Below are 24,710 nucleotides of genomic sequence, written 5' to 3'. Positions count from 1 at the left end.
GCCGAGGCGCCCGGTCGTGCACGATGATGTGCCTTCGCTTCACCGCCCCACCCCGAACAGGAGCCGCCCCGTGACCACAGCCCCGGAGACAGTCGACATCCTCGCCGTGGCGCGTGACCAGGTCCTCGAGCGTGGTGTCGGGCTCGGCGAAGAGCAGATCCTCGAAGTCCTGCGGCTCGGCGACGACCACCTGACCGACCTGCTCGCGCTGGCCCACGAGGTCCGGATGCGCTGGTGCGGCCCCGAGGTCGAGGTCGAAGGCATCATCAGCCTCAAGACCGGCGGCTGCCCCGAGGACTGCCACTTCTGCTCGCAGTCCGGCCGGTTCCCGACGCCGGTGCGATCGGCGTGGCTGGACATCCCCGGCCTGGTCAAGGCCGCCCGGCAGACCGCCGAGACCGGCGCGACCGAGTTCTGCATCGTCGCCGCCGTCCGCGGCCCCGACAAGCGGCTGCTCTCGCAGGTCCGCGAGGGGATCAAGGCCATCCGCGAGGACGGCAACGACATCCAGATCGCCTGCTCGCTCGGCATGCTCACCCAGGAACAGGTCGACGAGCTCGTCGAGATGGGCGTGCACCGCTACAACCACAACCTGGAGACCGCGCGTTCGCACTTCACGAACGTCGTCACCACGCACACGTGGGAAGAGCGCTGGGAGACCCTGCGCATGATCCGCGAGGCGGGCATGGAGGTCTGCTGTGGCGGCATCATCGGCATGGGGGAGAGCGTCGAACAGCGCGCCGAGTTCGCCGCGCAGCTCGCCGAGCTGAACCCGGACGAGTGCACGATGAACTTCCTCATCCCGCAGCCGGGGACGCCGTACGAGGGCTACGAGATCGTCGAGGGCAAGGACGCGCTGCGCACCGTGGCCGCGTTCCGGCTGGCGATGCCCCGTCCGCTGCTCCGCTTCTCCGGCGGCCGTGAGCTGACCTTCGGCGACCTGGGCACCAAACAGGGCATGCTCGGCGGCATCAACGCGATCATCGTCGGCAACTACCTGACCAACCTCGGCCGCCCGGCCACCGCGGACCTGGAGATGCTCGACGAGCTGAAGATGCCGGTGAAGGCGATCAGTGACGTCCTCTGACCGACCGGCGTTCTGCGTCCACTGTGGACAGACGGCCGACGGTGGCGCGGAACATCCTGCCTGCCACAACCCGAGAACGGCACTCGAACCGCCGCGCTACTGCACGTTCTGCGCGCGGCGGATGGTCGTCCAGATCACCCCGGTGGGCTGGACGGCCCGATGCAGCCGTCACGGCGAACTCGTCGGCTGATTTGCCGCTTTTCGTCCTCTGAATGCGGTCCTTGCGCGGGCAACTACCGCATTCAGAGGACGAAACGCGGGAGACGCGTGCCGGGTTGCGTGCGCTGGGGCCGTCATTCGTTACGCTCTGCACAAGCAGCGTGAGTGAGGAGTCCGGGTTGGGCGAGACGTCGGGCAAGCCGGCACACCTGTCTTCCAGCGTGCCCGACCCCTGGTCGGTGCCCGTGCTGCCGAAGCCGAGGCGCCCGTATCCCAAGGTCGTCGTCAAGGCCGACCTGCTGCCGGCGGTCAGCGTCCTGTCCACGGCCGGCCTGCTCGGTTTCCCGCTGGCTTGGCTGTGGTCGCGGCTCGCGCCGCCGCAACGGATGCGGGTGATCAACGACCACGGCGGTCTCGCGCCGCTGGAGCTGGAGAGCTGGCACCGCTTCGACGACCTCGCCATCTACGGTTTCCTCGCGCTCAGTGCCGGACTGCTGATCGGCATCGTGACCTGGCTGCTGCGGGAACGCCGCGGACCGGTCGTGCTGATCGCCGCGACCGGCGGCGCGGCCCTCGCGGGCTGGCTGGGGACGACGATGGGTGTCTCGTTCGCCAACGGCCGCTACGAGATCGGCGCGGCACCGGCCGTCGGCGACATCATCGCGAAGGCACCGCAGATCGAATCGACGTGGATCATGCTGGCCGCACCGTTGATGACCTCGCTGGCGTACACGCTGCTGACCGCGTGGAACGGGCGGGAAGATCTGGGCCGCCGCCTCGGCTGACGAATTTCCTCTAGGGTGGGCGGCAACTTCCCAGGGGGTATTTCTTGACTGACGACATCGAGGTTTCCCGGCACAACGCCGTCCGCTTCCCGGGCATCAGCCCGCGTGCCTACGAGCACCCCGTCGACCGCGGCGCCTTGGCCACGCTTCGTGCCGTTCCCGGCTTCGCGCAGGTCGTGAAGGCGGTTTCGGGCTTCTACGCCGAACGCGGCGAGCGGCTCATGGCGCTCGCGTCCGGGATCCGGGTCGGCCCGAAGCAGTATCCGGAACTGGACAAGCTGCGCAACGAATGCGCCGAGACCCTCGACCTCGACCGCGTGCCGAACCTGTTCGTCGCCCGCAGCCCCGAGGTCAACGCGCAGACGATCGGGATGGACGAGCCGTTCATCGTGCTCAACACCGCGGCCGTCGAGGCGATGGACCTCGCGTCGCTGCGGTTCGTGATCGGGCACGAGATGGGGCACGTGCTGTCCGGGCACGCGGTGTACCGCACGATGATGATCCGGCTGATCGGCCTGCAGATGTCGATGTCGTGGACGCCGGTGAGCGCGATCGGGATCCGCGTCGTCATCGCCGCGCTGCGCGAGTGGTACCGCAAGGCCGAGCTGTCCTGCGACCGCGCCGGGCTGCTGTGCTCGCAGGACCCGACCGCGGCGCTGCGGTCGCAGATCCTGGTCGCGGGCGGGATCGACCCGTCGAAGATCGACATCCCGGCTTTCCTGCAGCAGGCGTCGGAGTACGAGTCGGTCGAGGACATCCGCGACAGCTACCTGAAGCTGCGCTACGTCGAGACGATGTCGCATCCGCTGGCCGTCGTGCGTGCCGCGCAACTGCAGAAGTGGGCCGCCTCGGAGGACTACCGGGGCATCCTGGCCGGCGAGTACCCGCGCCGTGACGCGGACGCGCCGTCGTCCACCTGGAGCGACGACCTGAAGTCGGCCGCGAAGTCGTACAAGGACTCCTGGAACAGCTCGGCGGACCCGCTGACGAAGGTGTTCAGCGACGTCGGCGAGGCGGTGTCCGGGGCGGCGGGCAAGGTGTGGAGCAAGTTCGGCAACGGGGGGAACGGGCCGGACGAGGGCTCGGCTTCGGAGTCCGGCAAGTAGGGTTTCGCGCGCGCTATGAAAGGTCCTTTCCTGGCAAAATTTGCCAGGAAAGGACCTTTCATAGCGCTTGGGGAGGTCAGTTCAGGTTCGAGGGGCGCGTGAACTCGCCGAGTTCCCCCGGCGGCATCGGCACGGCGCCCAGCGTGCTGAGGAACCCGGCTTCCCGTGTCAGCAGCCGGCACGCGATCCGCAGCCGTCGCAACGGGTTGGTCTCCTCCAGCAGCCGCTGCCGGTCCTCCAGCGGGAGCAGGCAGTCCGCGGTGAGCCGGTACGCGAGCGCCGCGATGTCGCCGTCTTCGGGCGGCGTGGTCCAGTCGTCGGCGTCCCAGGCGGACTCGCAGTAGCGCCGGTGCGCGGCCTTGGCGACGTCGGCGAGCCTGGTCACGGTGTCGCCGTGCACCGAGGAGACCCGGTCGTCGGGCAGCCACTCGACCGAGCCGATCAGGTAAGGCGCGGAAACGCGGTCGATCTCGAGCAGCCGGAACCGGCGCCGCGCGGTGGTGACGACGTCGAATCTGCCGTCCGGCAGCCGTTTCGCCTCGCGCAGTACCGTGCTGCAGCCGACTTCGTGGACGTGCTCCGGCCCGCTCACCTCCCTGATCATCGCCGAACGCAGCGCGATGACACCGAACTCGCGATCCGGGACGACGTCACCGACGAGGTCGGACATCAGCTGCCGGTAGCGCGGTTCGAAAATGTGCAACGGGAGATGTGTTCCGGGCAGAAGCACGGTCTGTAGCGGGAACAGCGGCAAGATCGCCTTCCCGGTGGACTCATCGCTCGGCTCGGTCACCCGTTCAAGGTACGGGGACCGCGAGGACTTCGCAGGGCGGTCACTTCCCGGCGGGCGGGCGGAACACCGCGAAGGGGTCGGTGATCTGCATCCCCTTGCCCGCGAAGGAGAAGAGCGCCGCCGGACGGCCGCCGCTGCGACCCGGCGGGGCGGTGTGCCCGGTGGGGAGGAGCAGCCCTCGCCGGGACAGCACACGCTGCAGGTTCGTCGCGGACACCCGGTAACCCAGCGCAGCCGAGTACAGCCCCCGTAACGCCGAAACGGTGAACTCTTCCGGGGCGAGCGCGAACCCGAGATTCGTGTAGCAGAGCTTCGAGCGGAGCCGGTCCCGCGCGCGCAGCACGATGGACTCGTGGTCGAACGCCGTCCGCGGTAGCTCGGAAACGTCGTGCCACTCGGTGTCTTCCGGGATCTCGGGGTCCACATCGGACGGTACGAGGCCGAGGAACGCCGTCGCGACGACGCGCGGGCCCGGCACCCGGTCCGGCGCGCTGAACACCGCCAGCTGCTCCACATGCTTCAACTGGCGTACGTCGACCTTCTCCGCGAGCTGCCGCCGAATGGACGCCTCGACGTCTTCATCCGGGCGAAGCCTGCCGCCCGGGAGGGACCAGCGGCCCAGATGCGGGTCGAGCGCGCGCCGCCACAGCAGGACCCGGAGTGTGTCCGAGCGCACTTGCAGGACCGCTCCCAAAACCTCGTGGGCAAGGGGGGTCTGGGTGTTAAGATGACTTCGCACGGTTTTCGATTGTAAGGCGAAAACCGACAGTGGACAAATCGGTCCGGAGGGCCAGAACGATGACGAGCACCCTGCAGAACGACTTGACCCCCTATGGCGGCGTCGTCGCCGACGCGGCGTGGGCGGAGGAGGTGCGGAGCCTCGCTCGCAAGCGCGACGCCGTCCTGCTCGCGCACAACTACCAGGTCCCCGAGATCCAGGACATCGCCGATTTCACCGGCGATTCCCTCGCGCTCAGCCGGATCGCGGCGAGCAGCGACGCGTCCACCATCGTCTTCTGCGGCGTGCACTTCATGGCCGAGACGGCGAAGATCCTGGCGCCGGAGAAGACGGTCCTGATCCCGGACGCGCGGGCGGGCTGCTCGCTCGCGGACTCGATCACCGGCGCCGAACTGCGCGCCTGGAAGGCCGAGCATCCCGGCGCGGTCGTCGTGTCCTACGTGAACACCACCGCCGAGGTCAAGGCGGAGACCGACATCTGCTGCACCTCGTCGAACGCCGTCGACGTGGTCGCCTCCATCCCCGCTGACCAGGAGGTCCTGTTCCTGCCGGACCAGTTCCTCGGCGCGCACGTCAAGCGGGTGACCGGCCGGGAGAACATGCACATCTGGGCCGGGGAGTGCCACGTGCACGCCGGGATCAACGGTGCCGAACTGGCCGAGCGGGCCGCGGAGAACCCGGACGCCGACCTGTTCATCCACCCGGAATGCGGCTGCGCGACGTCGGCGCTGTACCTCGCCGGCGAGGGCGCCGTCGCCCCCGAGCGGGTCAAGATCCTCTCGACCGGCGACATGGTCCACGCCGCCCGCGACACCAAGGCGAAGTCGGTGCTCGTGGCCACCGAGATCGGGATGATCCACCAGCTGCGCAAGGCCGCGCCGGAGATCGACTTCCGCGCGGTGAACGACAGGGCATCCTGCCGGTACATGAAGATGATCACGCCGGCCGCCCTGCTGCGGTCGCTGCGCGAGGGCGCCGACGAGGTCCACGTCGACGTCGAGACCGCCGCCCGAGCCCGCGCCTCCGTGCAGCGCATGATCGAGATCGGGCAGCCTGGCGGCGGAGAATGACCGGCCCGGTTAGCGCCCTTCAGGCGAAAACCCACCCCGTGTGGGAGGCCGCCGCCGATCTCGTGGTGATCGGCAGCGGAGTGGCCGGGCTCACCGCCGCGCTGCGTGCCCACGAACTCGGACTGCGCGTCCTGATGGTCACCAAGGCGGCGGTCTCCGACGGGAACACCCGTTGGGCCCAGGGCGGCATCGCGGTCGTGCTGGAGGGTGAGCACGAGCAGGGCGACTCGGTCGGAAAACACGCAGAGGACACGCTCACCGCCGGTGCCGGGCTCTGCGACGAGGGCGCCGTCCGCGCGATCATCGCGGGCGGCCCGGCCGCGGTGGCCAGGCTGCGCGCCGAGGGCGCTCGCTTCGATCTGGCGGCCGAAGGGCGGACCGAACTCGCCCGCACGCGGGAAGGCGGGCACAGCGCGTTCCGGGTCATCCACGCCGGTGGCGACGCGACCGGCGCGGAGGTCGAGCGGACGCTGGTCGCGAAGGCCGGTGGCCGTCGGATCCCGGTGCTGGAACACCACATCGCCGTCGACGCGATCCGCACGCCCTCGGGCGAGGTCGTCGGCGTGACCGTCCTGGACCACGACGGCGTGCCCGGGATCGTCCGGGCGTCCGCGGTGCTGTTGGCCAGCGGCGGACTGGGGCAGCTCTTCCACGCGACGTCGAATCCGGAGCTCGCCACCGGCGACGGGCTCGCGCTCGCGTTGCGCGCGGGAGCGCAGGTCGCGGACGTCGAATTCGTCCAGTTCCACCCGACGGTCCTGTTCACCCCCGGCGCGCGCGGCCGTCTCCCGCTGGTCACCGAGGCGGTGCGCGGCGAGGGCGCGACCCTGCACGACGCGACGGGCGCTTCGGTCATGCGCGGGGTCCACCCGCTCGGCGACCTCGCCCCCCGGGACGTCGTTTCGGCGGCGATCACGCGCCGGATGGCGCAGGCGCCCGGCGGGGTCGACGATCACGTCTTCCTTGACGCCACAGGGATCTCCGGGTTCGCGAAGCGGTTCCCGACCGTGCGCGCGGCGTGTGCGGTGATCGGGCTCGACCCGGCGAGGGAGCCGATCCCGGTCACCCCCGCGGCGCATTTCTCCTGCGGCGGGGTGGTGGCCACTGTGGACGGACGGTCCGGTGTCCGCGGCCTCTACGCGGCGGGCGAGGTCGCGAGGACCGGTCTGCACGGCGCGAATCGCCTGGCCTCCAACAGCTTGCTCGAAGGCCTGGTCGTCGGACGGCGGGTGGCCGAGGCGGTCGCCGCCGATCTCGCCACCGGCCAGCTCGGCGATCCGCACCGCGGGGTGCTCGCGTCACGGGCGACCGTCCCGGTGGCCGACCGCGACGCGTTGCAACGGGCGATGAGTCGTTACGCCGCGATCGGCCGGGACGCGGAAGGCTTGTCTGTCGTCGGTTCGGTGCTGGACCTTTCGATGGTCGAGAGTCCTTTGTGGACGCCTCGGATCGTCGAGGACGCCGCGCTCACGCTGGTGGCGGAGGCCTTGGTCGCGGCCGCCGCGCGCCGGACGGAATCCCGCGGCTGCCACGTGCGGACCGACTTCCCCGAACGTGACGACAACACCTGGCAACGCGGCCAGCTCATCCGGCTCAGCCCGTCGGGGCAGCCGGTACTGGCCGATCCGATCGCTTTGGAGGGTGTGGCATGAGCGAATTCTCCCCGTGGGTCAACGAGAAGCTGGCCGGGCACGGCCTCGACGTCGCCGATGTGCAGCGTGTGGTCGCCACGGCCCTCGCCGAAGACCTGCGCTACGGGCCCGACGCGACGACGAACGCCACCGTGCCCGAATCCGCCCGCGCGCTGGCCGAACTCACGCCGAGGACGGCCGGTGTGGTCGCCGGGATCCCGGTGGCGCTGGCGGTGTTCGACGTCGTGCTCGGTTCGGACCTGGAGATCCTGGCCGCCCGTGACGACGGTGACCGGCTGACAGCCGGTGAGCCCGCGCTGGTCGTCCGCGGCCCGGTGCGCGGCCTGCTCACCGCCGAACGCACCGCGCTGAACCTGGTGTGTCACCTGTCCGGAATCGCCACCGCGACCGCCGCCTGGGTGGCCGCCCTGGAGGGAACCGCTTGCCGGGTCAGGGATTCCCGCAAGACCCTGCCCGGACTGCGGTTGCTGGAGAAGTACGCCGTCCGCGCGGGCGGCGGGGTGAACCACCGGCTCGGGCTCGGTGACGCGGTGCTGATCAAGGACAACCACGTGGTCGCCGCCGGTTCGGTGACCGCGGCGCTCGCCGCCGCCCGCGAGCACGCGCCCGAACTCCACTGCGAGGTCGAGGTCGACGACCTGGACCAGCTGGAAGAGGCGCTCGCTGCAGGGGCTGACGAGGTGCTGCTGGACAACTTCACGCCGGACGAGTGCGCGAAGGCCGTCGACAGGCGTGACGAGGTTTCACCGAAGACCCGCTTGGAATCCTCGGGCGGATTGAGGCTGGACGCCGCGCGGGCGTACGCGGAGTCCGGTGTGGACTTCCTCGCCGTCGGAGCGCTCACCCACTCCTCACCCGCACTCGACCTCGGGATGGACCTGCGCTGACCTTCGGCACTAGAATTCCCTTGTGTGACAAGGGAATTCTGGAGGAATGGTGAGCTTTGCCGGTAAAAGTGCCGTCGCGGGATGCGCCGGACTCGTGGCACTGCTCAGCGTGGGACCGGTCTGGGCTCCCGTTCCGTCGACGGCGGTCGCCGAGCAGTGCGCGAACCCGACAGGCACCTACACCTCGGCCGTCCCGTGGGGACAGCGGCTGATCGATCCAGCGCGGATCTGGCCGCTGTCCCGCGGCACCGGTCAGCTGGTCGCGGTGATCGGCACCGGGGTCGACGGGAGCAACGGCCAGTTCGCGCCAGGCCAGGTCGTCGGCGGTCAGGGCACTCAGTCCGACGACTGTGACGGCCGGGGCACGATCGCCGCCGGGATCGTCGGCGCGCAGCCGGATCCATCCACGACGTTCGTCGGGATCGCGCCCGGCGCCAAGATCCTGCCGATCCGCTACACCCAGGTGAACGGCGGCGGCGACCCCGGGCAGCTCGCGTCCGCCATCGAAACCGCGCTGAACCGCGGCGCCGGGATCATCCTGATCGCCGTCCCGGCCGCTTCCGACGGCCCCGCGCTGACCGGCGCCGTCTCCCGCGCCAAGGAGAAAGGCGCGCTGATCGTCTCTCCGGCAGCGGGGACACAGCAGGGCCAGACGTCCTACCCGACCGCGTCACCGGGCGTGCTCGCCGTCGGTTCGACCAACCAGGCCGGCGAAGCGGTGCAGACGGAATCCGGGGCCTACGTGGGGATTTCCGCTCCCGGCGCCGAACTGGTCAGCACATCCGCGGGCTCGGGCGGCACCGTGGCGCACCGGTGGCCGGTGAGCGACCCGAGCCTGGCCGCTGCGCACGTCGCGGGTGTCGCCGCACTCGTGCGCGCCTATCACCCCGAGTTGTCGCCGGAGCAGGTCGTCGCCCGGCTGACGCTGACCGCGCACCGCGGTCCGAGCGGCGGGCACGATCCCCGGCGTGGCTGGGGCGCGCTCGACGCCTACGCCGCCGTTTCCGCCGCGATCCCGGCCGGTACGCCTGGTCCGGGAGGACTGCGAAGCACCGGCCCGGACACCTTTGTCGTCCCCGCGGCGGCACCCGCGCGCGCAGGCGCGGACAAGGTCTCGGGTGTGCTCGCCATCGTCGGGGTGGGCGTCGCCATCGCGGCGGGAGTGGTGGTGGCCGCGGTCCGCCGGGGCAAGCGCCGGGGCTGGCGGCCTTCGCGTTTTCGCGCCTCGTGAGCGGCAGCGGTGTACTGGGGGACAACACTGCCGCTCACGAGGTCTTTCGCGACCCCCGGGGGTTTTAGGGGACGGATACGCAGGCTGTCGAGCCCACGATGGCCACGCCGTCGCCGGCGCGGGAGACATGCACGTTGAAGTCGGCGCCGTCGCGGCTGAACTGCGCGATCAGCTCACGCGGATTGCTGCGGTCACGGGCCCGCCAGCCCTGGCTTTCCAGCAGCGGCAGGACGACGTCGACGAGTTTGCGGACAGCGTCGGACGCGTCCTCCACGCGGAGGCCGTACTGCCAGCAGAGCAACCGGCCCGGCTGGGTCGGGTCGCAGTCCAGTTCGCCTTCCACGGTGCGTTCCGCGGTCGTGCCGAAGGTGCCCGCGACTCCGTCGATGACCGCCGTCAGGTCCTCGGCCAGCGGGTCGAGCTCGGTGTTCCTGGTGATCATGACCAACCCCTCACAAGCCCCGGCCAGCGCCTTCGACGACCATCTCTCGCAGCGAGCCGCTCGTGAAGCCCTCGTGCGTGAGCGGTCCGCCCGTGATCACACCGTAGATGTTGTTCCACGAATCCGAACCGGGCTTGAGCACACCGCTGTGGGAATCGAAGCCCCACTGCAGGTCGCCGTTCGCGTCGCGGCCGGTTTCCAGTTCGACGACGCCGGGGAAGCGGTCGGGGTCCGCTCCGTGCCCGGCGCCGAGCCATTCGATGAGGCCCGCGTTGCCCTGCGCGACCACGATCGGGTCGAAGGGGGCCGTCATGGAGTAGCGCTGCACACCGGCCTGGCTGGCAGGCAGATCGCTCGGGCTCCAGATCCCGTGCCCCATGCCCGCGGACTCGACGTGCAGCACCTGGTCGGCCTTGAGCCCGAGCTGCTCCGCGAGTCCCACGGTCGCGCCGCCGTAGCTGTGCCCGACGGCCGTGACCACGACGCCCGGTCCGGCGTGGCTGTCGATCTGGCCTCGCAGCTCGTCGCCGAACGCCTTGAGATCGGGTGCCATCGTCTGCGCGTAGTGCGCGGCAGGTCCTTCGGTGATGACGTTCTGGGGGAAGACACCGTCGGCCCAGACGACCATCGCGGTCCGGCCGGTGGCGTCCGCGGCGACCAGGCTCTTGCCGAGGTCGGCGTAGCTCTGGAAGTTCTGGAACGACGTGTTGACGCCGGGGACGAAGAGACCGACGTTGCGGGTGCCCGGCTCGATCCGGCCGACCAGTTCGGCGATACGCCCGAGCTCGCGCGGATCGAACCGCAGGATCTGCCGATCGTTGGCGAGGATGTCCTCGTACAGCGCGATCCGGGTGCGCGCGTTCGCGATATCGTCGGCTTTCCCGCCGTTCGCCAGGAGATTCGCGAGCCGCTCGCGTTCGGAGGTCAGCGCGTCGGAGACCTTCGTGCGGTTCTCGGCGATCGCGGTGGCCCACTGCCCGGTGTCGGCCGCGCCACCGACGCCCGCCGGATTCCCGGCCTTGGGCAACGGGTTTTCGGGCATCAGGGCCCGGTACGACGCGGCGACCTGGACGTCGGCCCGGCGATAACCGCCCGCTGCCGACGTCAGACCCTGGTGGATCACGGTCGCTCGGGTGATCTGGCCGTCGAGTTTGCCCGCGACGTCCTTGATCGTCTTGGTATAGGTCGCCGAAGCCGCGCTGGACGCCGAAACCTGGCCGAACGCGGCGGCGGGGACGTTCTCACCCGCCAGCGCGGTCTGCGCGGTCTTGAGCACGCCGGCACGCTGTTCGAGCTCCGCTGCCGCCGCTTCGAGCCTGGCGGGGGCGACTCGGTAACCGCCCGCACTGGATGCCATCACCGAGCCGCCTCTCCTGCTTCAGGGAAATCAGTACTGTTCGGGTTCTTCGCCGAGCACGGCCGGAGCGACCGGGGACGACTGGCCCCAGACGTTCTCGGTCTCCACGAGCCACGGCGGGATCCGCCGTCCGGAGCCCATGTCGCCGCCCGCGCCCATACCCATCGGCATCATGGGCATCATCGGCATCGCGCCCTTGGCCGCCGCCGCGCCCGCGGCACCGGCGGCTCCGCCCGCGAGCCCGCTCATCGCGCTGCCCGAGCCGCCGTCGCCCGCCAGACCGGAGAACGCGGCGGGCACTTCGCCGGGCCCGGAGACCCCGCCGCCGCCGATCGCGCCGCCGTCCAGCGAGGGCGCGCCGCCCCCGCCGATCGGGATACCGCCACCCGCACCACCCGCGGTCGCACCCGCCGCACCGGCGCCACCGCCGATGGGCTCGCCGTTCTTGTCCTTGCCTTCGTTCGGGTTCTTGCCGTTGGCCCATCCGGGAACGCGCGGCATGATCGAACCGAACCGGCCGAACGCGGCTGCCGAAGCCGCCGCGAGACCGGCGGTGAACATGTCGCCGAACAACGGGTTCGACTTGGGCGGCTGACCGGGCTGCCCGGTGGTGGGCGGAGTGGAACCGTCCGACGGCAACGGGTGCGTGTTGTCGCCCGGAACCACGCCGACGCCGGGCGTCCCGCCGATGTTGTTGCCGACAGAGCCACCGCCCGGGGCAGTGCCGCCCCCGGTGACCGGCGGCGGGGCGACAGCGTTCGGCGAGGCCGGAATGGACTCCTCTGCCGTGGCGTAGTCACCCGCGAGCTGGGTCATGACCACGATCGCCTTGCTGTGCGCCGCGCTGGCCGCGCCCGCGGCCTGCTGCTGCGCTTCGACGTTCGCGATGGCCTGCTGCCGCTGCTGGGCCGCGGTGATGATCGTCGCCTGCGACGAGTCCGGGGGCAGCAGCGGCGGGTTGACGGCCAGCGCGACGTCGGTGGGGGAGACGTCCGGCACCGCGACCGGCGGCGGCATCTCCTTCTTGGCCTTCACCAGCGCGTCCGCCGCGTCCTCGAGGAGGTGGTTCATCGCGTGCGCGGTCTGGGCGACCTTGCGGATTCCGCCGACCAGGTCGGTGATCATCGTGTGGTACTTGTCGGCGGCGCCGCCGGTCCAGCTACCGGAGAAGTCCTTGAGCTCGCCGGTGAGGTTCTCGGCCTGTTCGAACAGCCCGGAGCCGGTGGACTGCCATTTGTGGGCCGCGTGGCGCGCCGTGTTGGGGTCGCCCGCCTGTAGCATCGCGTAGAGCTGCTGATGGGAGTAGGCGGCGAAATTCGTGTGCGCGGTGTCGGTCATCCCTTGTTCCCCCCACCGTTCGAGCCGTTGTTGCCACCCAGCACGCCACCGAGGACGTTGAGCAGCGGATCGAGCAGCCCGGTCTGCTGGCTGGAGTGGTTCATGTCGCCCGCCACCGAGTCATCGGCCGCGGCGTAGCCGTCCGCGACTGTCGTGGTGACGTCCTGTGCGAACGCGATCGCGCCCTTGACCTGGTCCAACAAACCCTGCATCTCGGCGACAGCCGCCTGGTGCGCCTTGTTGAGGGAACCCGCCTCCCCGAACTCGCCGAACAGCAGCGGATGCTCGCTCAGGGTCAGCAGGAAGTCGTTCGGCTTGGACATCGCATGGATCTGGGTCTCCAGTTCCCGCACGAAGTCCTTCAGTGATTCCAGATGGACGTAGTACGACTGGTCTTGCATTGATCCCGGCTCTCTCGTGATCGGCCATGCCAACAAAGGACGACTACGCGCAAAGCCGGCCGGCCGGTGCCGAGGGGGGTGAAAGCACCGGCCGACCGACGGATGGGGATCAGCCGGCGAACAGGCCCTGGTTACGGTTCTCCAGGCTGTGCTGGAGATCGTGGGCGTCGCCGACCTTGCCACCGAACTGCGCGACGATCGCCACGATGTCCGCGGTGGCCTGGCGCAGGCGGGTTTCAGACGCACGAGCGGCCTCACCGGCGGAGCTGCCGGAGGCGTACCAGGTCTGGGTGATCGGCTGCAGGTTGGTGTGCAGCTGTTCGAGCTGGGAGGTGAGCGCCTTGGCCTTGGCGGCCAGCGAGGCCGAGCTGTGCTGCAGCGCGGCGAAGTTGATTTCGACGACGTCAGCCATGATTGGTGGTCCTCTCGCGGATCAGGGGTTCAGCCGGTGGATCACGGTCTGGTCGACGGTTCCGGCTACCCCGGTCAGGCTTTCCCGGACCTGCTCGTCACCGGAGTTGTAGTTCCGGTTGCTCTCGTGAACGAGGCGGGACATCGTGTTGAGCTCGTTCACGGCGACGGTCATCTTCTCCTGCAGACGGCGCTGCAGGTCCCAGAACGCGACCGCCTGGTCACCCTTGTAGTTGTGCAGGGTCTGGGTCAGCTCGCTCTCCAAGCTGGCCATCGTGGTCTTGGCGTTCGACGCGGTTTCCTCGAACCCCTGGACGGCGCGCGCCATCGCAGCTGCGTCTGCCTGATATCCCGTACCGGTCATTGATGGGCCACCTCCTCTCATCTCGCTGGAAATCCCGGTGAGCACCAGGGGACGCCCTGTCTGCTCTTGTGAAGGACACGCTAGAAAAGAGGGGAGTGCGGTCAAACGGCACAACTGCCGGTTACGGTGACGGCACTATTACCCACAGGTCGACGGTAGGGCCTTCCCCACCTTCGATCCGGGGGAGTACTCCAGTGTTCGAAATGGAGCTCACCGGCACCCTCTAATCCATGGTGGACAAGGGAACCAGGACAGTACTGCATCGCCCGTTGATGATCTTGGCGGTGGCGATGGCGGTACTCGGGGTGATCGCGCTCGGAGGTCTCGTTTTCGACGATCGCAGCCTCGTCAACGCGCCCATCTGGCTCAAACCCCTCAAGTTCACGATCTCCGTGGGGCTCTACGCGGTGACGCTGGCCTGGCTGATCGGGCAGCTGACCCGGGGCAGGCGGCTCGGCTGGTGGCTCGGGACGGTGTTCGCGGTCGGCCTCGGCCTGGACATGGCGCTTCTGTTCTGGCAGATCGCCGTCCGCGGCCGGACACTCCACTTCAACCAGGCGACCCCGGCCGATCAGTGGATCAACAACATGGTCGCGAACGGTGCCTTCACGGGCTGGGCGGCGACAGCGGCCATCGCCGTTCTCCTGCTGTTCCAACGCCTTCCTGACCGGGCGATGAACTCCGCGTTACGCGCCGGTGCCGCGCTGTCGGTCGCCGGCATCGGGATCGCGCTGATGATGTTCGGGCCGAACGAGCAGCAAATGGCCCAGTTCCGCTCCGGCGAGCGGCCGTCGATCGTCGGCGCCCACGCGGTCGGTGTGCCCGACGGCGGCCCGGGACTGCCGGTGCTGGGCTGGAGCACCGTGGGCGGGGACATGCGGATCCCGCATTTCTTCGGGATCCACGCGATCCAGGTGCTGCCCCTGGTCGCTTTCGGACTGCTCAAGCTCGCCCGGCGGTATCCGGTGCTCGAATCGGAATTCGTGCGGCGGAATCTGGTTCGGACCGCTTCGGCAGGCTTCGCGGGGCTGCTGGCACTGCTCGCCTGGCAGGCGCAGCGGGGTCAGTCCATCGTGCATCCCGACTTCTGGACGCTGGTCGCGGGCGCCGGGATCATCGCCGTCGTGGCCGCCGGATCGACGCTTTCGCTCCGCGCTCCGAGGCCGATGCACCAGCTGACGTGATCTTCACCGTATCTCCACGAAATCCGCTCGGGACTTCCTTCTGAATCGGATAGCTTTCGGTCCGATGAAGGGGGTAAGTGTGAATGGAACACGGACTTGTCGGCGGTTTTCGGGCAGACGCGCGGGCGTGGTGCTCACCGCCGCGGCGGTACTGATCGGCGGGGTGGCGTGCTCGTCGTCGCCCGGTTCGTCCGAAGGGGACAAACCGGCGGCACCCGAGACGTTCGGCCCGGCGGGATATCGCGGGCTGACCCTGGGGATGGCCAAGGACGCCGCGCTGGCCGGCGGAAAACTCGCCTCGGCGCCGACGTCCACTTTGGAGGGTTGTACCGATTTCTCCTACACCGGCGGCCCGGCACCCGACCCGGCCCGGATGAAGGCGGAGGCCGATGTCGAGGCCAAGGCCAAGGACCTGAACAAGAAGGCCGACGAACTCCAGGCCGATCCGGAATCGAAACCGGGCGCGTCCGCGGAGGAGAGCGCCAAGTCGGCCGAGAAGTCCGCCAAGGACGCTCAACTGTTCGCCGACGCCGCGCTGGCGTCCGCGGATCTGGCGGGTAAGCGGGAGGAACGCGACAAGGCCTTCGTGGCCGCCGGTGGCGCCTCGTTCGGCAAGGACGGGCTGCGTGAACTCGCCGCTCCTTCGGACGCGAAGACGGCCGAGGGGATCGGCGCCGGTTCGTCGTTGGCGGAACTCAAGACGGCTTATGACGCCAAGGGGATGAAGACCGGCACCAACGGTCGCTTCCAGGCCGCTGTCGACGGGAAACCGGACTGGGTCTACGAGTTCACCGTCAACGGGGACAAGGTCGGCTCGGTATCGATGATCAATTCGAAGTCGAAGTGCGCCTGAGTTCTTGAGCCATGGCTGACGAGGACTACGAGTTTTGCAAGATCTTTCTTCGGGTAGCGGAAGCCGGTGTTGTCGTCGATCTCTTGACCGCCCTGCTGGGTGTGCAAGCCGATCGCGGGCTCTTCGCCTTGCCCGACTTGGAGGTTGAAGTCCTGAAGAACCCCGACAGGGGAATAGCGGAGGACTTCATCGGCTGGCCGGTTTGCGTCGAAGTCGAGGCCGGAAAGGCTGCCGTAAACGCCTCAGTCGTCGGGATCGTCTCCAAGATCTTGACCACTGTGCAAGGTGCCGGGATCCCGGTGGTGGCGGCATGCGACTACGAAAATGAACTGCCATGGCTGGGTAAGGCCGGTCTGGCGTAGGTTCTTTGGTGCAGGGGAAGGGGGCCGCTCGGTTTCGAGCGGTCCCTTTCGCCTTTGCGGTCGGACTTCGAGGTCAGACGCCCGCCGTGGTGCGGATCCAGCTGCGGCTCGCCGCGACACTGGCGTAGTTCTGGGTGCCCTGCGGGTTCGTGCCGGAGTTGCTGCCGGTTGAGCAGACACCGACCTGGACACCGCCCGAGAGCTGCGGGCCGCCCGAGTCGCCGTGCCATGCCGAACCGTTGACGCCGACGCTGGCGAGGGCCTGGCCGCCGTAGGCGTCGCTGCTGGTTCCGGTGATGCGGACGTTGGCCGTCTTCAGGACGCTCGACGGCGGGTTGTTGCCCTGCGTGCGGCCCCAGCCGTAGATCTGGTTGGTGGTGCCGTTGGCCGGGTTGGCGGTGCCGAGCTTCATGTACGTCGTGCTGACCGCGGTCTTGAGGTGCAGCAGCGCGATGTCGCCACTCGGGGCGGCCTTCTGCTGGTCGACGGCGGCTTCGGTGCCCTGGTTCAGGTTGACGTTGCCGACCTTGACGTGCATGCCGGGCTTGTTGAGGCAGTGCTTCGCGGTGAGGACCCACTGCGGGGCGATGATCGTGCCGGAGCAGTTGAAGCCGCCGAACGCGGTGGCGTCGTTCCAGTAGATCTGGGCGCCCCACGGAGCGGAACTCACGGTGCCGCCGCCGATGATGTCCTGGCCCGCGTTCGCGGCGGGGGTGGCGGCAAGGGTCAGCGCCGCGGCGGCGCCGGCCACCGTTGCGACGATCTTGGACATACGCATGAATACGCCCTTCGGCCTGCGTCGGGGAGTTCGTCTCGACTTGAAACGGTTTCACCAAGTTATGCGGCGGTAAGGGCTTTTGTAACCTACCGAAGTCGGTAAGCGGTGCGAGGAAAGTATTGGGCCGTCCGGGTGGGATAGTCGGGTATGGACATCGATGACCGACTGGCCGACGTCAGGTCCCGGCCTTCCGCGTATGGGATCGCGACGCTTCGGGATGCTTGCAGGTTCTTGTGCGGGTTCGACGCTGCTTCGGAAAATCGAGTCCTGCGTGGATTTCAGGAATGGGTGGATCCGGGGCCTTTGGTGTGGACGTCCGTTGTATCCGGTTTGCTGGAAAGCCGTGACTCGGCGTTCCCCGACCTCGATGCCGGGGAACAGGTGGCCGCCCTGTTCGATCTGGTTGCGGAGTTCCTCGTGGAGCGGGGTGACCCTTTGCCAGAACCGCCGGCACCCAAGGACGTTCGTGTGCCAACTCAGGTGATCGTGCTGAACGGTGGGTCCAGCTCGGGCAAGTCGGGGATCGCCCGTTGTCTGCAAACGGTGCTGCCGGTTCCTTGGCTCACCCTGGGTGTCGACACCTTGATCGACGCCATGCCCGCCGCGGTGGACGAGGGGATCGACTTCGCCGCCGATGGCGGGGTGAGCGTCGGATCCGGTTTCCAGCGGCTCGAGGACACGTGGATGGCCGGAGTCGCGGCGATGATCCGGGCGGGGGCCCGGATCATCATCGACGACGCGTTCCTCGGTGGGGCCGCGTCACAGCAGCGGTGGCGCGGCGCGTTGGACGGGTTAGAAGTGCTGTGGGTCGGGGTCCGGTGTGACGGTGTCGTGGCCGCAGGACGGGAAACGGCACGCGCGGATCGGGTCGAGGGGATGGCGGAGGCGCAGGCCGAGCTCGTGCATCGAGGTGTGGTCTACGACTTCGAGGTGGATACCGGAGTGAATGAGTCCTTGGTCTGTGCCCGGGAGATCGCCGCGCGGGTCGAGTGACTCGCAGACACGACAGTCTCCGGTGCGCTCAGGCCGCGGACTCGTCCTCCTCGGGTTCGGGGCGTGGATCGTGGAGTGGTTCGGGGGTGGTGGTGTAGGTGTGCCCGGACGGAGTGGTGATGACCATGCCGCCGTTGCCGGTGGGCTCCGCGGACCAGCCGGCTTCTTTTCTGAGCAGGTTGTGGATCGTGCAGGCGCCGCGCCGGCTGCGGTGATCGATTTTGCTGTCGCGGGCCCAGGGGATGATGTGGTCGATCTCGGAGAACTCGACGGGGCGGTGGCAGCCGGGGTGGGTGCATTCCCGGTCTCGCGCTTTGATGAGCCTGGCCAGCGAGGCCGGGGACCGGTACTGCTCGGCGCCGGCTTCCAGGATCTGCCCGGTGGCGGGGTTGGTGATCAGCCTGGACCAAGTCGAGCCGGGATCGGAAGCGATCTCGCGGACGAGCCAGTCCGGGATGGGGCCGTAGCCGGCCAGGAACGCGGGATCCTTGCGGGCACCCAGGAGGGTCAGCAGGTCGACGTAGACGTGGATGTGCGCACGGGGTTTGCCGTGGCCGTCCTCGGCGAGGAGGCGTTCGGAGAAGAGGTCGGCGCGGTGCTGGTCGAGGGTGCGGGATTTGTCCTTCGCGCGCCGTGTCCGCGCCGTGCGGCTCATTGAGGCGTAGATCGAGCTGGCGACCTCCACAGGGAGATGACCGGAGAGGGTGGACATGGTCTCGTCGTCGTGTTTCAACGAGACGTTCCGCAGGGCGCGTTTCTTCGCCGCCCGCTCCCGGTAGCCCACGGGATCGAACTTCTGCACCGCGTAGTTCACCGAACCGCGGATCGCTCCGGGGTCACGCTCGGCGAGCCGCTTGGCCATGAACGCGTCCACCTGCGCGGCGACCTCGTCCGAGACGTCGCGGGTCAGTTGGCTGACCTTCGACGCCTTGTACAGATCGATATCACCTTTCTCCAGCGCCGCCAACGTGTTCGGCAAGCGTGCCACGAGAGCGCAGGACGTTTCGACAAGAAAGAAAGCGCGATTGCGAGTGACCGAGAAGCGCAGTGCGACCTCCTCGGTCACCGATCTTCGTGAACCACCCGCCGCGGCGAAGTGGGCTAACGCGCGCACCTGACGACCCTGCGTCTGCCGAAGCGAAACCTCTTCGGAGAACGCCGAGTTCAGAAAGCGAGCAGATTTCGGGTTGTGCACAAGAGTTGGGGTCATGCCCATGATCATACTTGAATATGAGTTCGATCACCGCTGAATTCGTGATCGGTTTTACGCGGAGAGTGAACGGGCATCTGTGGACGTTTTCCTCGTGAGCCTCGACGGATGCGCGAGCACGGTTAGACCGGTTCCGGCGCCACTTCTTTCGCGGGAAACCAAGGTGGGGCAAGGGCTTTCGGAAAATTCGAGCAGATCTCTGTCTCCAGTAAACGTTTTACGCGGAATCGCCCGACTGAGCCCTCGTCATCCAGATGTACTTTGCCGCAGTGTCAAGGACCTTTCGAATATCCTGGGACATACGACTCCGGACAGGGGTGATCAACGGATGCCCGTCACACCGATCTCACAGATGTTCGTACGCCTGCCACACGGGCCTGAGCACCGTTCCGATCACCGGATTCGACGGGCGATCCGGAAGCGGCAGAGCCCTCCGCCACTCGATCGGGCGAGGCCGAAGGACGCTTTCGGCGCCGGGCCGCCCGTAGACCTGGATGGCCCCTATATGGGCGCTGGAGCCGCGTGTAGCGTCGTTATCGCATCGTGAGGCCGCGTGACGACCTGGACCCTGTTGGAGCGGGACCTCAGACGGGTCAACGGAATTTGAGGAGAGCACTCCTGTCAGCGGGCATGACATGGCCTCCCGAGAGGCCACACGTTCCCCGCGTTCTGACGCGTGCCGACCACTCGACAATCAGCCGGGCGTGGGCCATCCCTGATTGGCGACTTCCAGTGCCAGCCGCAGAACGAGAAGCTCGTATCGCCGAAGCCACCGCCGACCTGTCGAACCGTGCCGCGGACTTCGACGCCCTGGATCTGCTTCACGATCTGACTTATCACGCGAACGTTCTTTTGCAGGTGCAAGGCGTCGGTATCACGGTGGTCGACGATCGCGGTCAGGTGCGTTTCGCCACCGCGTCGGACAGTAAGTGCCGGGAGGTGGAGGAGATCCAGGTCGAACTCGGCGAGGGCCCCGGCGTGGACATCGCCCGCAACAACGCGGTCCTTCCCCCGATCGGGTTCTGGGCCGGCAGCCCGGGCGCGGCGCGCTGGCCCCGGTTCGCTCCCTGCGCCCGTGAGGCGGGCGTGATCGCCATCGCGGCGGTGCCGTTGCGTACCAGTGAGACCACAGTGGGCGCACTGAGCCTGATGAACACCCGGCAGCCGGTGATCCCCGTGACGGACCTGCGCATCGCCCAGGCCTTCACGGAGGCGGCCATGGGATGTTTCGCGCACCACGATCGCGTGCACGGCCTCGAGCAGGTCGTTTGCCAGCTGGAGGGAGCCCTGCACAGCCGGGTCGCGATCGAACAGGCCAAGGGCGTCTTGTCCGAACGTTTCCAGATCCCGCTGGACGAAGCCTTCGCGCGGCTACGCGGTCACGCCCGTAGCCGGAGCCTGAAGCTCAAAGCCCTGGCGACCGACGTCGCCCGCGGGCACGGCCCGGCCGAACTGAACCTCCAGCGATGATCGGACGCGGCCCTCAATCCTCCACGGGTTTCGTCCAAGCCACCTGAACCAGCCCCGTCCCATGCCGCCGTGAGACCAGCACACCGCGTCCCGCGGGCTGAGGTCCCGGCTTCACCTCTCCGAGCAGCGCGCCCTCGTCCCGCGATCCGGACATCACGATCCCCGGCGACCCCAGCTCGCGAATCCTTTGCAGTACCGGCTCGAACAGTGAACGTCCGGCGCCGCCGCTGCCGCGCGCGACGATGAGGTGGAGACCGATGTCCCTCGCCTGCGGCAGGAATTCCAGCAGCGGCTGCAATGGGTTGCGGCCGACGGTCGCGACCATTTCGTAGTCGTCGACGAGCACGAACAGCTCCGGCCCCCGCCACCACGACCGGTTCCGCAGCTGCTCAGGCGTGATATCCGAACCGGGAAGCCGGTTCCGCATGGCCTGCTGGCATTGCTCGATCAGCCCGGTCAGCGCGCTTTCGGACCCGGCGTAGCCCAGCAGATGCGACTCCGGCACCGCGCCCAGCATCCCGCGCCGGTAATCGGCGACCACGATCGCCGCTTCCTCCGGCGAATACTTCGAAATGATGCCCTGCGCGATCGCGCGCAGGAGCGAACTCTTGCCGGATTCCACATCGCCGAAGGCCACGAAATGCGGCTCGGTGGCGAAGTCGAGGTACACCGGCCGCAGATTCGACTCCGCGATGCCCAGCGTGACCTGCTTGCGCGGCCCGGCTTCCAGCGAGTCCAGCGGGACCTCGGCGGGGAGCAGGCGCACGGCGGGCGCGGGACTTCCCTGCCAGGCCGCGGAGATCCGCCGAGTCAGATCGAGGCCACCGGCGCCGACCGTGTCCGGCCGCTGGTCCGAGTCGATGCGCGGGAGCGCCGCGAGGAAGTGCAGTTTGTCCGCGGTCAGACCGCGTCCCGGCCGGTCCGCCGGGACGTTCTGCGCGATCTTGCGGTCGATCAGCGAGTCCGCCGGCTCGCCCAGCCGCAGTTCGAACTTGGTGCCGATGGCGTCGCGCAGCGGCGCCCGCATGCCCATCCACTGGTTGATCGAGACGACGACGTGGATCCCGAACCCGAGCCCGCGCGAGGCCAGGCTGGTGATCTGTTCCTCCAGCTGCTCGTATTCCTGGCGGATCGTGGTCCAGTTGTCGACGAACAGGAAGACGTCGCCGAATTCGCGGCCTTCGGTGCTCTCCTGGAACTCCGCACGCCGCTGGCGGAACGTCGTGATCGACTCGATCCCGTTGGCGGAGAAGAACTCCTCGCGCTGTTCGAGCAAGGTCGTCAGTTCCGCCACCACCCGGCGGCAACGCTGGGCGTCGCGCCGCGTCGCGTAGCCGGACACGTGGGGCAGCCCGGCGATCGGCGCCAGCGCGCCACCGCCCATGTCCAGCACGAACAGCTGGACCTCTTCGGGGGTGTGGGTGAGCGCGAGCATCGCGGCGATGTCACGCATCAGTGTGCTCTTGCCGCTCTGCGGCGCCCCGACGATCAGCGCGTGCCCGGCGGCACCGGAGAAGTCGGCCCACAGCATGTCGCGCCGCTGTTCGAAGGGCTTGTCCACCAGTGCGACCGGGATCATCAGCTTGCCGTTGCCGCCCCAGCCGAGCGGGCACAGGCCGCGTTCGGGATCTTCGCCGAGCGGCGGCAGCAGCTGGTCCAGTGTGGGCGGTTCGGCCAGCGGCGGCAGCCAGATCTGGTGCGCCTCCGGGCCTTTGCCTTCGATCCGCGAGATCATCGCGCCGATGATCGTCTCGCCGGTGCCCTTTTCTACCGGTTCCTCCGCCTCGACGGTCACCGGGATCTCGACCGGCGCCAGCGTGAACGGCATCAGGCCGAGACTCCGGCCGTCCTTGCGCACGATCTTGCTGCGCGGCGGCAGTTCTCCCGAGACGTACGCGGCCTTGAGCCGGATGAGGGTGTCGTTGTCGGACTTCAGGTACGCCGAACCCGGCACGGGCGGAAGCTGGTAGGCGTCCGCGACGCCGAGCACCGCGCGGCTCTCCGACGCGGAGAACGTCCGCAGGCCGATCCGGTAAGACAGATGCGAGTCCAGTCCGCGCAGCCGTCCCTCCTCCAGCCGCTGCGACGCCAGCAGCAGGTGGATCCCGAGGCTCCGCCCCAGCCTGCCGATCGCGACGAACAGGTCGATGAATTCCGGCCGCGAGGACAGCAGCTCGCTGAATTCGTCGATGATCACCAGCAGGGACGGCAGCGGCCGCAGGCTGGCGCCGGATTCCCTGGCCTTTTCGTAGTCCCGCACCGACGCGTAGTTCCCTGCCGCGTGCAGAAGCTCCTGACGCCGCAACAGTTCGCCGTTCAGCGCGTCCGCCATGCGGTCGACCAGCGCGAGATCGTCGGACAGGTTCGTGATGACGGCGCAGGTGTGCGGCAGCCCCGTCATACCCGCGAAGGTCGCCCCACCCTTGAAGTCGATCAGGGCGAGGTTGAGCTTTTCCGACGAATGGGTGACGGCGAGCGCGGTGACCAGCGTCCGCAGCAGTTCGCTCTTGCCGGATCCGGTCGCGCCGATGACCAGCCCGTGCGGGCCCATCCCGCCTTCCGCCGACTCCTTGAGGTCGAGGTCGACAGGCCTGCCCTCGGGGTTGATGCCCAGCGGGATCCGCAGCCGGTCCCGCGCCGAACGCGGCGCCCAGGTGACTTCGGTGTCGGTGTCGCGCGGATCGCCGATGCCGAGCAGCCCGGCCAGCCCGAACGTCGCTGACATCGGCGCTTCGCTGACCACGGCCGCCCCCTGGAACAGCGGCGTCAGCATCCGGGCCAGCGCTTCGGCGGCCCCACGGTCCAAAGTATCCGGTGTGCCGAGGAAACCGAGCCGCTGCTCGGTGCCGTCGCCGACGACCATCCCGAGCTGCTCCGGGCTCGTGTGCAGGCTCAACAGCCGTTCGGACGACACCGACCGCGGCTGCTCCGTGCCCACATCCACCACGGTGACACCGAGCCTGCCCTCTTCGGCGATGAGCCGCGAGTCGGCGAGGGTGTGCCCGCCGTCCACGATCACGACGATATGCGGCAGGTCCAGCCGGGAATCCGGTCGCCGGGTGAACGCGGGCCGGTCGCCGAGGTCGGGGCCGAGGAGGTCGGCGAGCTTCCCGGAGTCGGCGTCGACGAGCCGTCGAGGACCGGCGGCGTCGGCGGCGGTGGAAGCGACGTGCGGCAGCCACTTCGCCCATTCCCAGTCGTGCAGCCGGTCGTTCTTGACGCACAGCGCGATCCGCAGGTCGCCGGGCGAATGGAAGGTCGCGAGCTGCGTCAGCAGCGCCCGCGCTGTCCCGAGGGTGTCCGGGCGCCGACCGGACAGGCTGACCTGCGCGAACGACCGCAGCGAGACCGCGACAGGGAGTCCGTCGACCGTTGAATACGTCCGGATGAAGTGCTTGAGGTTCGTCGAGCACACCGGGTCGAGGTCTTCCAGCGGCACGGTCTGCGGCGCCTTCAACGGCGTCGCGAGCCGCTGCGGCCCCGTCCCGACGCGCACCTGCGCGAACTGCGAGTCGGACCGGCGGCGATCCCACAGCCTGCCCGTCTCGATGTACGCCCACAGATCCGCCGGGTCGGGCTGCAGCGCCGCCATGGCCGCGCGCTGGCTGTCCGCGATTTCGCGGACCTGGCCACGCAATCCGGTGAGATACCGCTGGTAGTCCCGGCGCTCTTCGTTGATCTGCGCCTTCTTCGCCGCGCCGCCGCGCCCGAGCGACATCACCACCATGCCCACCATCGCGGTGAGGAACAACGCGCCGAAGATGTACGTCATCACCCCGCCGTCGCGTCCGATGTAGACGAACGACATGGCGCCCATGCCCAGCATCATCGGCATGAACATCAACAGCTGCATGGCTCCGCCGGAGGAGCCCTTCGGCAGCATCGGCGGGGACTGCAGGACGATTTCACCGGGCTGCTCGCCCAGAGCCGGCAGGCGGTCGCGAGTGGCGCTCATCAGGGTCTTTCTGGCCGCTTGTGGGTAATCCTGCCGATCATTCTGGCCACTCGTGCCGCCCCTGCGGTGGGTACTTTTGCCGT

At 68.7% G+C, this 24,710-nt stretch carries 24 protein-coding genes; 13 read left to right on the top strand and 11 right to left on the bottom strand.

The features are described 5' to 3' along the window. Nucleotides 1-70: 70 nt before the first annotated feature. From bioB to ACZ6YV_RS29035, 4 genes are all read left to right on the top strand, one after another. On the top strand, nt 71-1,087 hold the full coding sequence (gene bioB, locus ACZ6YV_RS29050) for a biotin synthase BioB (protein ID WP_465512618.1): 1,017 nt from the start codon (nt 71-73) through the stop codon (nt 1,085-1,087). Then, on the top strand, nt 1,074-1,277 hold the full coding sequence (bsaP, locus tag ACZ6YV_RS29045; RefSeq protein ID WP_465512617.1) for a biotin synthase auxiliary protein BsaP: 204 nt from the start codon (nt 1,074-1,076) through the stop codon (nt 1,275-1,277). The genes bioB and bsaP overlap by 14 nt, the downstream gene beginning before the upstream one ends. A gap of 148 nt (nt 1,278-1,425) precedes the next feature. After that, nucleotides 1,426-2,031 (top strand): DUF2567 domain-containing protein, encoded by a 606-nt coding sequence (locus tag ACZ6YV_RS29040; protein WP_465512616.1) that lies wholly within the window; start codon nt 1,426-1,428, stop codon nt 2,029-2,031. A 44-nt stretch (nt 2,032-2,075) separates the two neighbouring features. Then, nucleotides 2,076-3,137, top strand: a complete 1,062-nt coding sequence (locus ACZ6YV_RS29035; RefSeq protein WP_465512615.1) for a M48 family metallopeptidase — start codon at nt 2,076-2,078, stop codon at nt 3,135-3,137. Between the two features lie 76 nt (nt 3,138-3,213). Here the strand turns inward: ACZ6YV_RS29035 and ACZ6YV_RS29030 are convergent, their stop codons facing one another. Both ACZ6YV_RS29030 and ACZ6YV_RS29025 read right to left on the bottom strand, forming a co-directional pair. After that, nucleotides 3,214-3,930, bottom strand: coding sequence for an LON peptidase substrate-binding domain-containing protein (locus ACZ6YV_RS29030; RefSeq protein ID WP_465512614.1), 717 nt, complete (start codon nt 3,928-3,930; stop codon nt 3,214-3,216). 40 nt (nt 3,931-3,970) lie between these two features. After that, complete coding sequence (locus ACZ6YV_RS29025; protein WP_020630377.1) at nt 3,971-4,606, bottom strand: NUDIX hydrolase; 636 nt, start codon at nt 4,604-4,606, stop codon at nt 3,971-3,973. A 122-nt stretch (nt 4,607-4,728) separates the two neighbouring features. Here ACZ6YV_RS29025 and nadA point away from each other — a divergent pair, with 122 nt between their 5' ends. Genes nadA through ACZ6YV_RS29005 form a run of 4 tightly spaced genes read left to right on the top strand, consistent with a single transcriptional unit; the run spans nt 4,729 to nt 9,509 of the window. After that, nucleotides 4,729-5,739: a quinolinate synthase NadA gene (gene nadA, locus ACZ6YV_RS29020; protein ID WP_378246755.1), complete on the top strand. Its 1,011-nt coding sequence runs from the start codon at nt 4,729-4,731 to the stop codon at nt 5,737-5,739. After that, on the top strand, nt 5,736-7,391 hold the full coding sequence (locus ACZ6YV_RS29015) for an L-aspartate oxidase (RefSeq protein WP_465512613.1): 1,656 nt from the start codon (nt 5,736-5,738) through the stop codon (nt 7,389-7,391). Before nadA ends, ACZ6YV_RS29015 begins: the two co-directional genes overlap by 4 nt. Continuing rightward, entirely contained in the window at nt 7,388-8,278 is an 891-nt protein-coding gene (gene nadC, locus ACZ6YV_RS29010; RefSeq protein ID WP_465512612.1) for a carboxylating nicotinate-nucleotide diphosphorylase, read from the top strand. Before ACZ6YV_RS29015 ends, nadC begins: the two co-directional genes overlap by 4 nt. 46 nt (nt 8,279-8,324) lie before the next feature. Beyond that, nucleotides 8,325-9,509, top strand: a complete 1,185-nt coding sequence (locus tag ACZ6YV_RS29005) for a S8 family serine peptidase (RefSeq protein WP_465512611.1) — start codon at nt 8,325-8,327, stop codon at nt 9,507-9,509. Nucleotides 9,510-9,573: 64 nt separating this feature from the next. On the opposite strand, the gene ACZ6YV_RS29000 is transcribed toward ACZ6YV_RS29005, so the two are convergent. The 6 genes from ACZ6YV_RS29000 to ACZ6YV_RS28975 all read right to left on the bottom strand — a co-directional run bounded on the left by ACZ6YV_RS29000 (nt 9,574) and on the right by ACZ6YV_RS28975 (nt 13,822). Continuing rightward, complete coding sequence (locus ACZ6YV_RS29000; RefSeq protein WP_465512610.1) at nt 9,574-9,951, bottom strand: hypothetical protein; 378 nt, start codon at nt 9,949-9,951, stop codon at nt 9,574-9,576. A 10-nt stretch (nt 9,952-9,961) separates the two neighbouring features. After that, nucleotides 9,962-11,308, bottom strand: a complete 1,347-nt coding sequence (locus ACZ6YV_RS28995; RefSeq protein ID WP_465512609.1) for an alpha/beta hydrolase — start codon at nt 11,306-11,308, stop codon at nt 9,962-9,964. Between the two features lie 30 nt (nt 11,309-11,338). Continuing rightward, nucleotides 11,339-12,646 carry a WXG100 family type VII secretion target gene (locus tag ACZ6YV_RS28990; protein WP_465512608.1) on the bottom strand — a complete coding sequence of 436 codons (1,308 nt, stop codon included), beginning with the start codon at nt 12,644-12,646 and terminating at the stop codon, nt 11,339-11,341. Beyond that, nucleotides 12,643-13,047: a hypothetical protein gene (locus ACZ6YV_RS28985; RefSeq protein WP_465512607.1), complete on the bottom strand. Its 405-nt coding sequence runs from the start codon at nt 13,045-13,047 to the stop codon at nt 12,643-12,645. The genes ACZ6YV_RS28990 and ACZ6YV_RS28985 overlap by 4 nt, the downstream gene beginning before the upstream one ends. 109 nt (nt 13,048-13,156) lie before the next feature. Beyond that, on the bottom strand, nt 13,157-13,459 hold the full coding sequence (locus tag ACZ6YV_RS28980) for a hypothetical protein (protein WP_020630368.1): 303 nt from the start codon (nt 13,457-13,459) through the stop codon (nt 13,157-13,159). Between the two features lie 21 nt (nt 13,460-13,480). Next, on the bottom strand, nt 13,481-13,822 hold the full coding sequence (locus ACZ6YV_RS28975) for a WXG100 family type VII secretion target (protein ID WP_084702092.1): 342 nt from the start codon (nt 13,820-13,822) through the stop codon (nt 13,481-13,483). A 230-nt stretch (nt 13,823-14,052) separates the two neighbouring features. On the opposite strand from ACZ6YV_RS28975, the gene ACZ6YV_RS28970 reads away from it, so the two are divergent. The 3 genes from ACZ6YV_RS28970 (at nt 14,053) to ACZ6YV_RS28960 (ending at nt 16,221) form a co-directional block, all read left to right on the top strand. Then, a complete protein-coding gene (locus ACZ6YV_RS28970) occupies nt 14,053-15,006 on the top strand; it encodes a hypothetical protein (protein WP_465512606.1) in 954 nt (317 codons plus the stop codon). Between the two features lie 127 nt (nt 15,007-15,133). After that, nucleotides 15,134-15,859: a hypothetical protein gene (locus ACZ6YV_RS28965; protein ID WP_465512605.1), complete on the top strand. Its 726-nt coding sequence runs from the start codon at nt 15,134-15,136 to the stop codon at nt 15,857-15,859. A gap of 11 nt (nt 15,860-15,870) precedes the next feature. Further along, nucleotides 15,871-16,221 (top strand): hypothetical protein, encoded by a 351-nt coding sequence (locus ACZ6YV_RS28960; protein WP_465512604.1) that lies wholly within the window; start codon nt 15,871-15,873, stop codon nt 16,219-16,221. A gap of 73 nt (nt 16,222-16,294) precedes the next feature. Here ACZ6YV_RS28960 and ACZ6YV_RS28955 read toward each other — a convergent pair whose 3' ends face one another. Next, a complete protein-coding gene (locus ACZ6YV_RS28955; protein ID WP_378246902.1) occupies nt 16,295-16,993 on the bottom strand; it encodes a S1 family peptidase in 699 nt (232 codons plus the stop codon). Between the two features lie 153 nt (nt 16,994-17,146). Here ACZ6YV_RS28955 and cpt point away from each other — a divergent pair, with 153 nt between their 5' ends. Then, a complete protein-coding gene (cpt, locus tag ACZ6YV_RS28950; protein WP_465512603.1) occupies nt 17,147-17,992 on the top strand; it encodes a chloramphenicol phosphotransferase CPT in 846 nt (281 codons plus the stop codon). 28 nt (nt 17,993-18,020) lie between these two features. Here cpt and ACZ6YV_RS28945 read toward each other — a convergent pair whose 3' ends face one another. Beyond that, nucleotides 18,021-19,058 (bottom strand): HNH endonuclease signature motif containing protein, encoded by a 1,038-nt coding sequence (locus ACZ6YV_RS28945; RefSeq protein ID WP_465512656.1) that lies wholly within the window; start codon nt 19,056-19,058, stop codon nt 18,021-18,023. Nucleotides 19,059-19,934: 876 nt separating this feature from the next. Between ACZ6YV_RS28945 and ACZ6YV_RS28940 the strand changes: the two genes are divergently transcribed. Further along, the gene (locus tag ACZ6YV_RS28940) at nt 19,935-20,672 is read left to right on the top strand and encodes a GAF domain-containing protein (RefSeq protein ID WP_465512602.1); all 738 of its coding nucleotides are present in this window, start codon (nt 19,935-19,937) and stop codon (nt 20,670-20,672) included. Between the two features lie 13 nt (nt 20,673-20,685). Here ACZ6YV_RS28940 and eccCa read toward each other — a convergent pair whose 3' ends face one another. Beyond that, on the bottom strand, nt 20,686-24,627 hold the full coding sequence (eccCa, locus tag ACZ6YV_RS28935) for a type VII secretion protein EccCa (protein ID WP_465512601.1): 3,942 nt from the start codon (nt 24,625-24,627) through the stop codon (nt 20,686-20,688). Nucleotides 24,628-24,710: the final 83 nt, after the last annotated feature.

It is taken from the genome of Amycolatopsis sp. NPDC102522 (assembly GCF_055584485.1).
This window is presented reverse-complemented; position numbering and strand designations above follow the sequence as displayed.

Excerpts from the sequence above, each read along its gene's own strand:
- eccCa (WP_465512601.1), bottom strand. The coding sequence starts at position 24,627 with ATGAGCGCCACTCGCGACCGCCTGCCGGCTCTGGGCGAGCAGCCCGGT.
- nadC (WP_465512612.1), top strand. The coding sequence starts at position 7,388 with ATGAGCGAATTCTCCCCGTGGGTCAACGAGAAGCTGGCCGGGCACGGC.
- ACZ6YV_RS28990 (WP_465512608.1), bottom strand. The coding sequence starts at position 12,646 with ATGACCGACACCGCGCACACGAATTTCGCCGCCTACTCCCATCAGCAG.
- cpt (WP_465512603.1), top strand. The coding sequence starts at position 17,147 with ATGGACATCGATGACCGACTGGCCGACGTCAGGTCCCGGCCTTCCGCG.
- ACZ6YV_RS29005 (WP_465512611.1), top strand. The coding sequence starts at position 8,325 with ATGGTGAGCTTTGCCGGTAAAAGTGCCGTCGCGGGATGCGCCGGACTC.
- ACZ6YV_RS28960 (WP_465512604.1), top strand. The coding sequence starts at position 15,871 with ATGGCTGACGAGGACTACGAGTTTTGCAAGATCTTTCTTCGGGTAGCG.
- ACZ6YV_RS28985 (WP_465512607.1), bottom strand. The coding sequence starts at position 13,047 with ATGCAAGACCAGTCGTACTACGTCCATCTGGAATCACTGAAGGACTTC.
- ACZ6YV_RS29000 (WP_465512610.1), bottom strand. The coding sequence starts at position 9,951 with ATGATCACCAGGAACACCGAGCTCGACCCGCTGGCCGAGGACCTGACG.
- ACZ6YV_RS29015 (WP_465512613.1), top strand. The coding sequence starts at position 5,736 with ATGACCGGCCCGGTTAGCGCCCTTCAGGCGAAAACCCACCCCGTGTGG.
- ACZ6YV_RS28955 (WP_378246902.1), bottom strand. The coding sequence starts at position 16,993 with ATGTCCAAGATCGTCGCAACGGTGGCCGGCGCCGCCGCGGCGCTGACC.
- ACZ6YV_RS28975 (WP_084702092.1), bottom strand. The coding sequence starts at position 13,822 with ATGACCGGTACGGGATATCAGGCAGACGCAGCTGCGATGGCGCGCGCC.
- nadA (WP_378246755.1), top strand. The coding sequence starts at position 4,729 with ATGACGAGCACCCTGCAGAACGACTTGACCCCCTATGGCGGCGTCGTC.
- ACZ6YV_RS28980 (WP_020630368.1), bottom strand. The coding sequence starts at position 13,459 with ATGGCTGACGTCGTCGAAATCAACTTCGCCGCGCTGCAGCACAGCTCG.
- ACZ6YV_RS28995 (WP_465512609.1), bottom strand. The coding sequence starts at position 11,308 with ATGGCATCCAGTGCGGGCGGTTACCGAGTCGCCCCCGCCAGGCTCGAA.
- ACZ6YV_RS28970 (WP_465512606.1), top strand. The coding sequence starts at position 14,053 with ATGGTGGACAAGGGAACCAGGACAGTACTGCATCGCCCGTTGATGATC.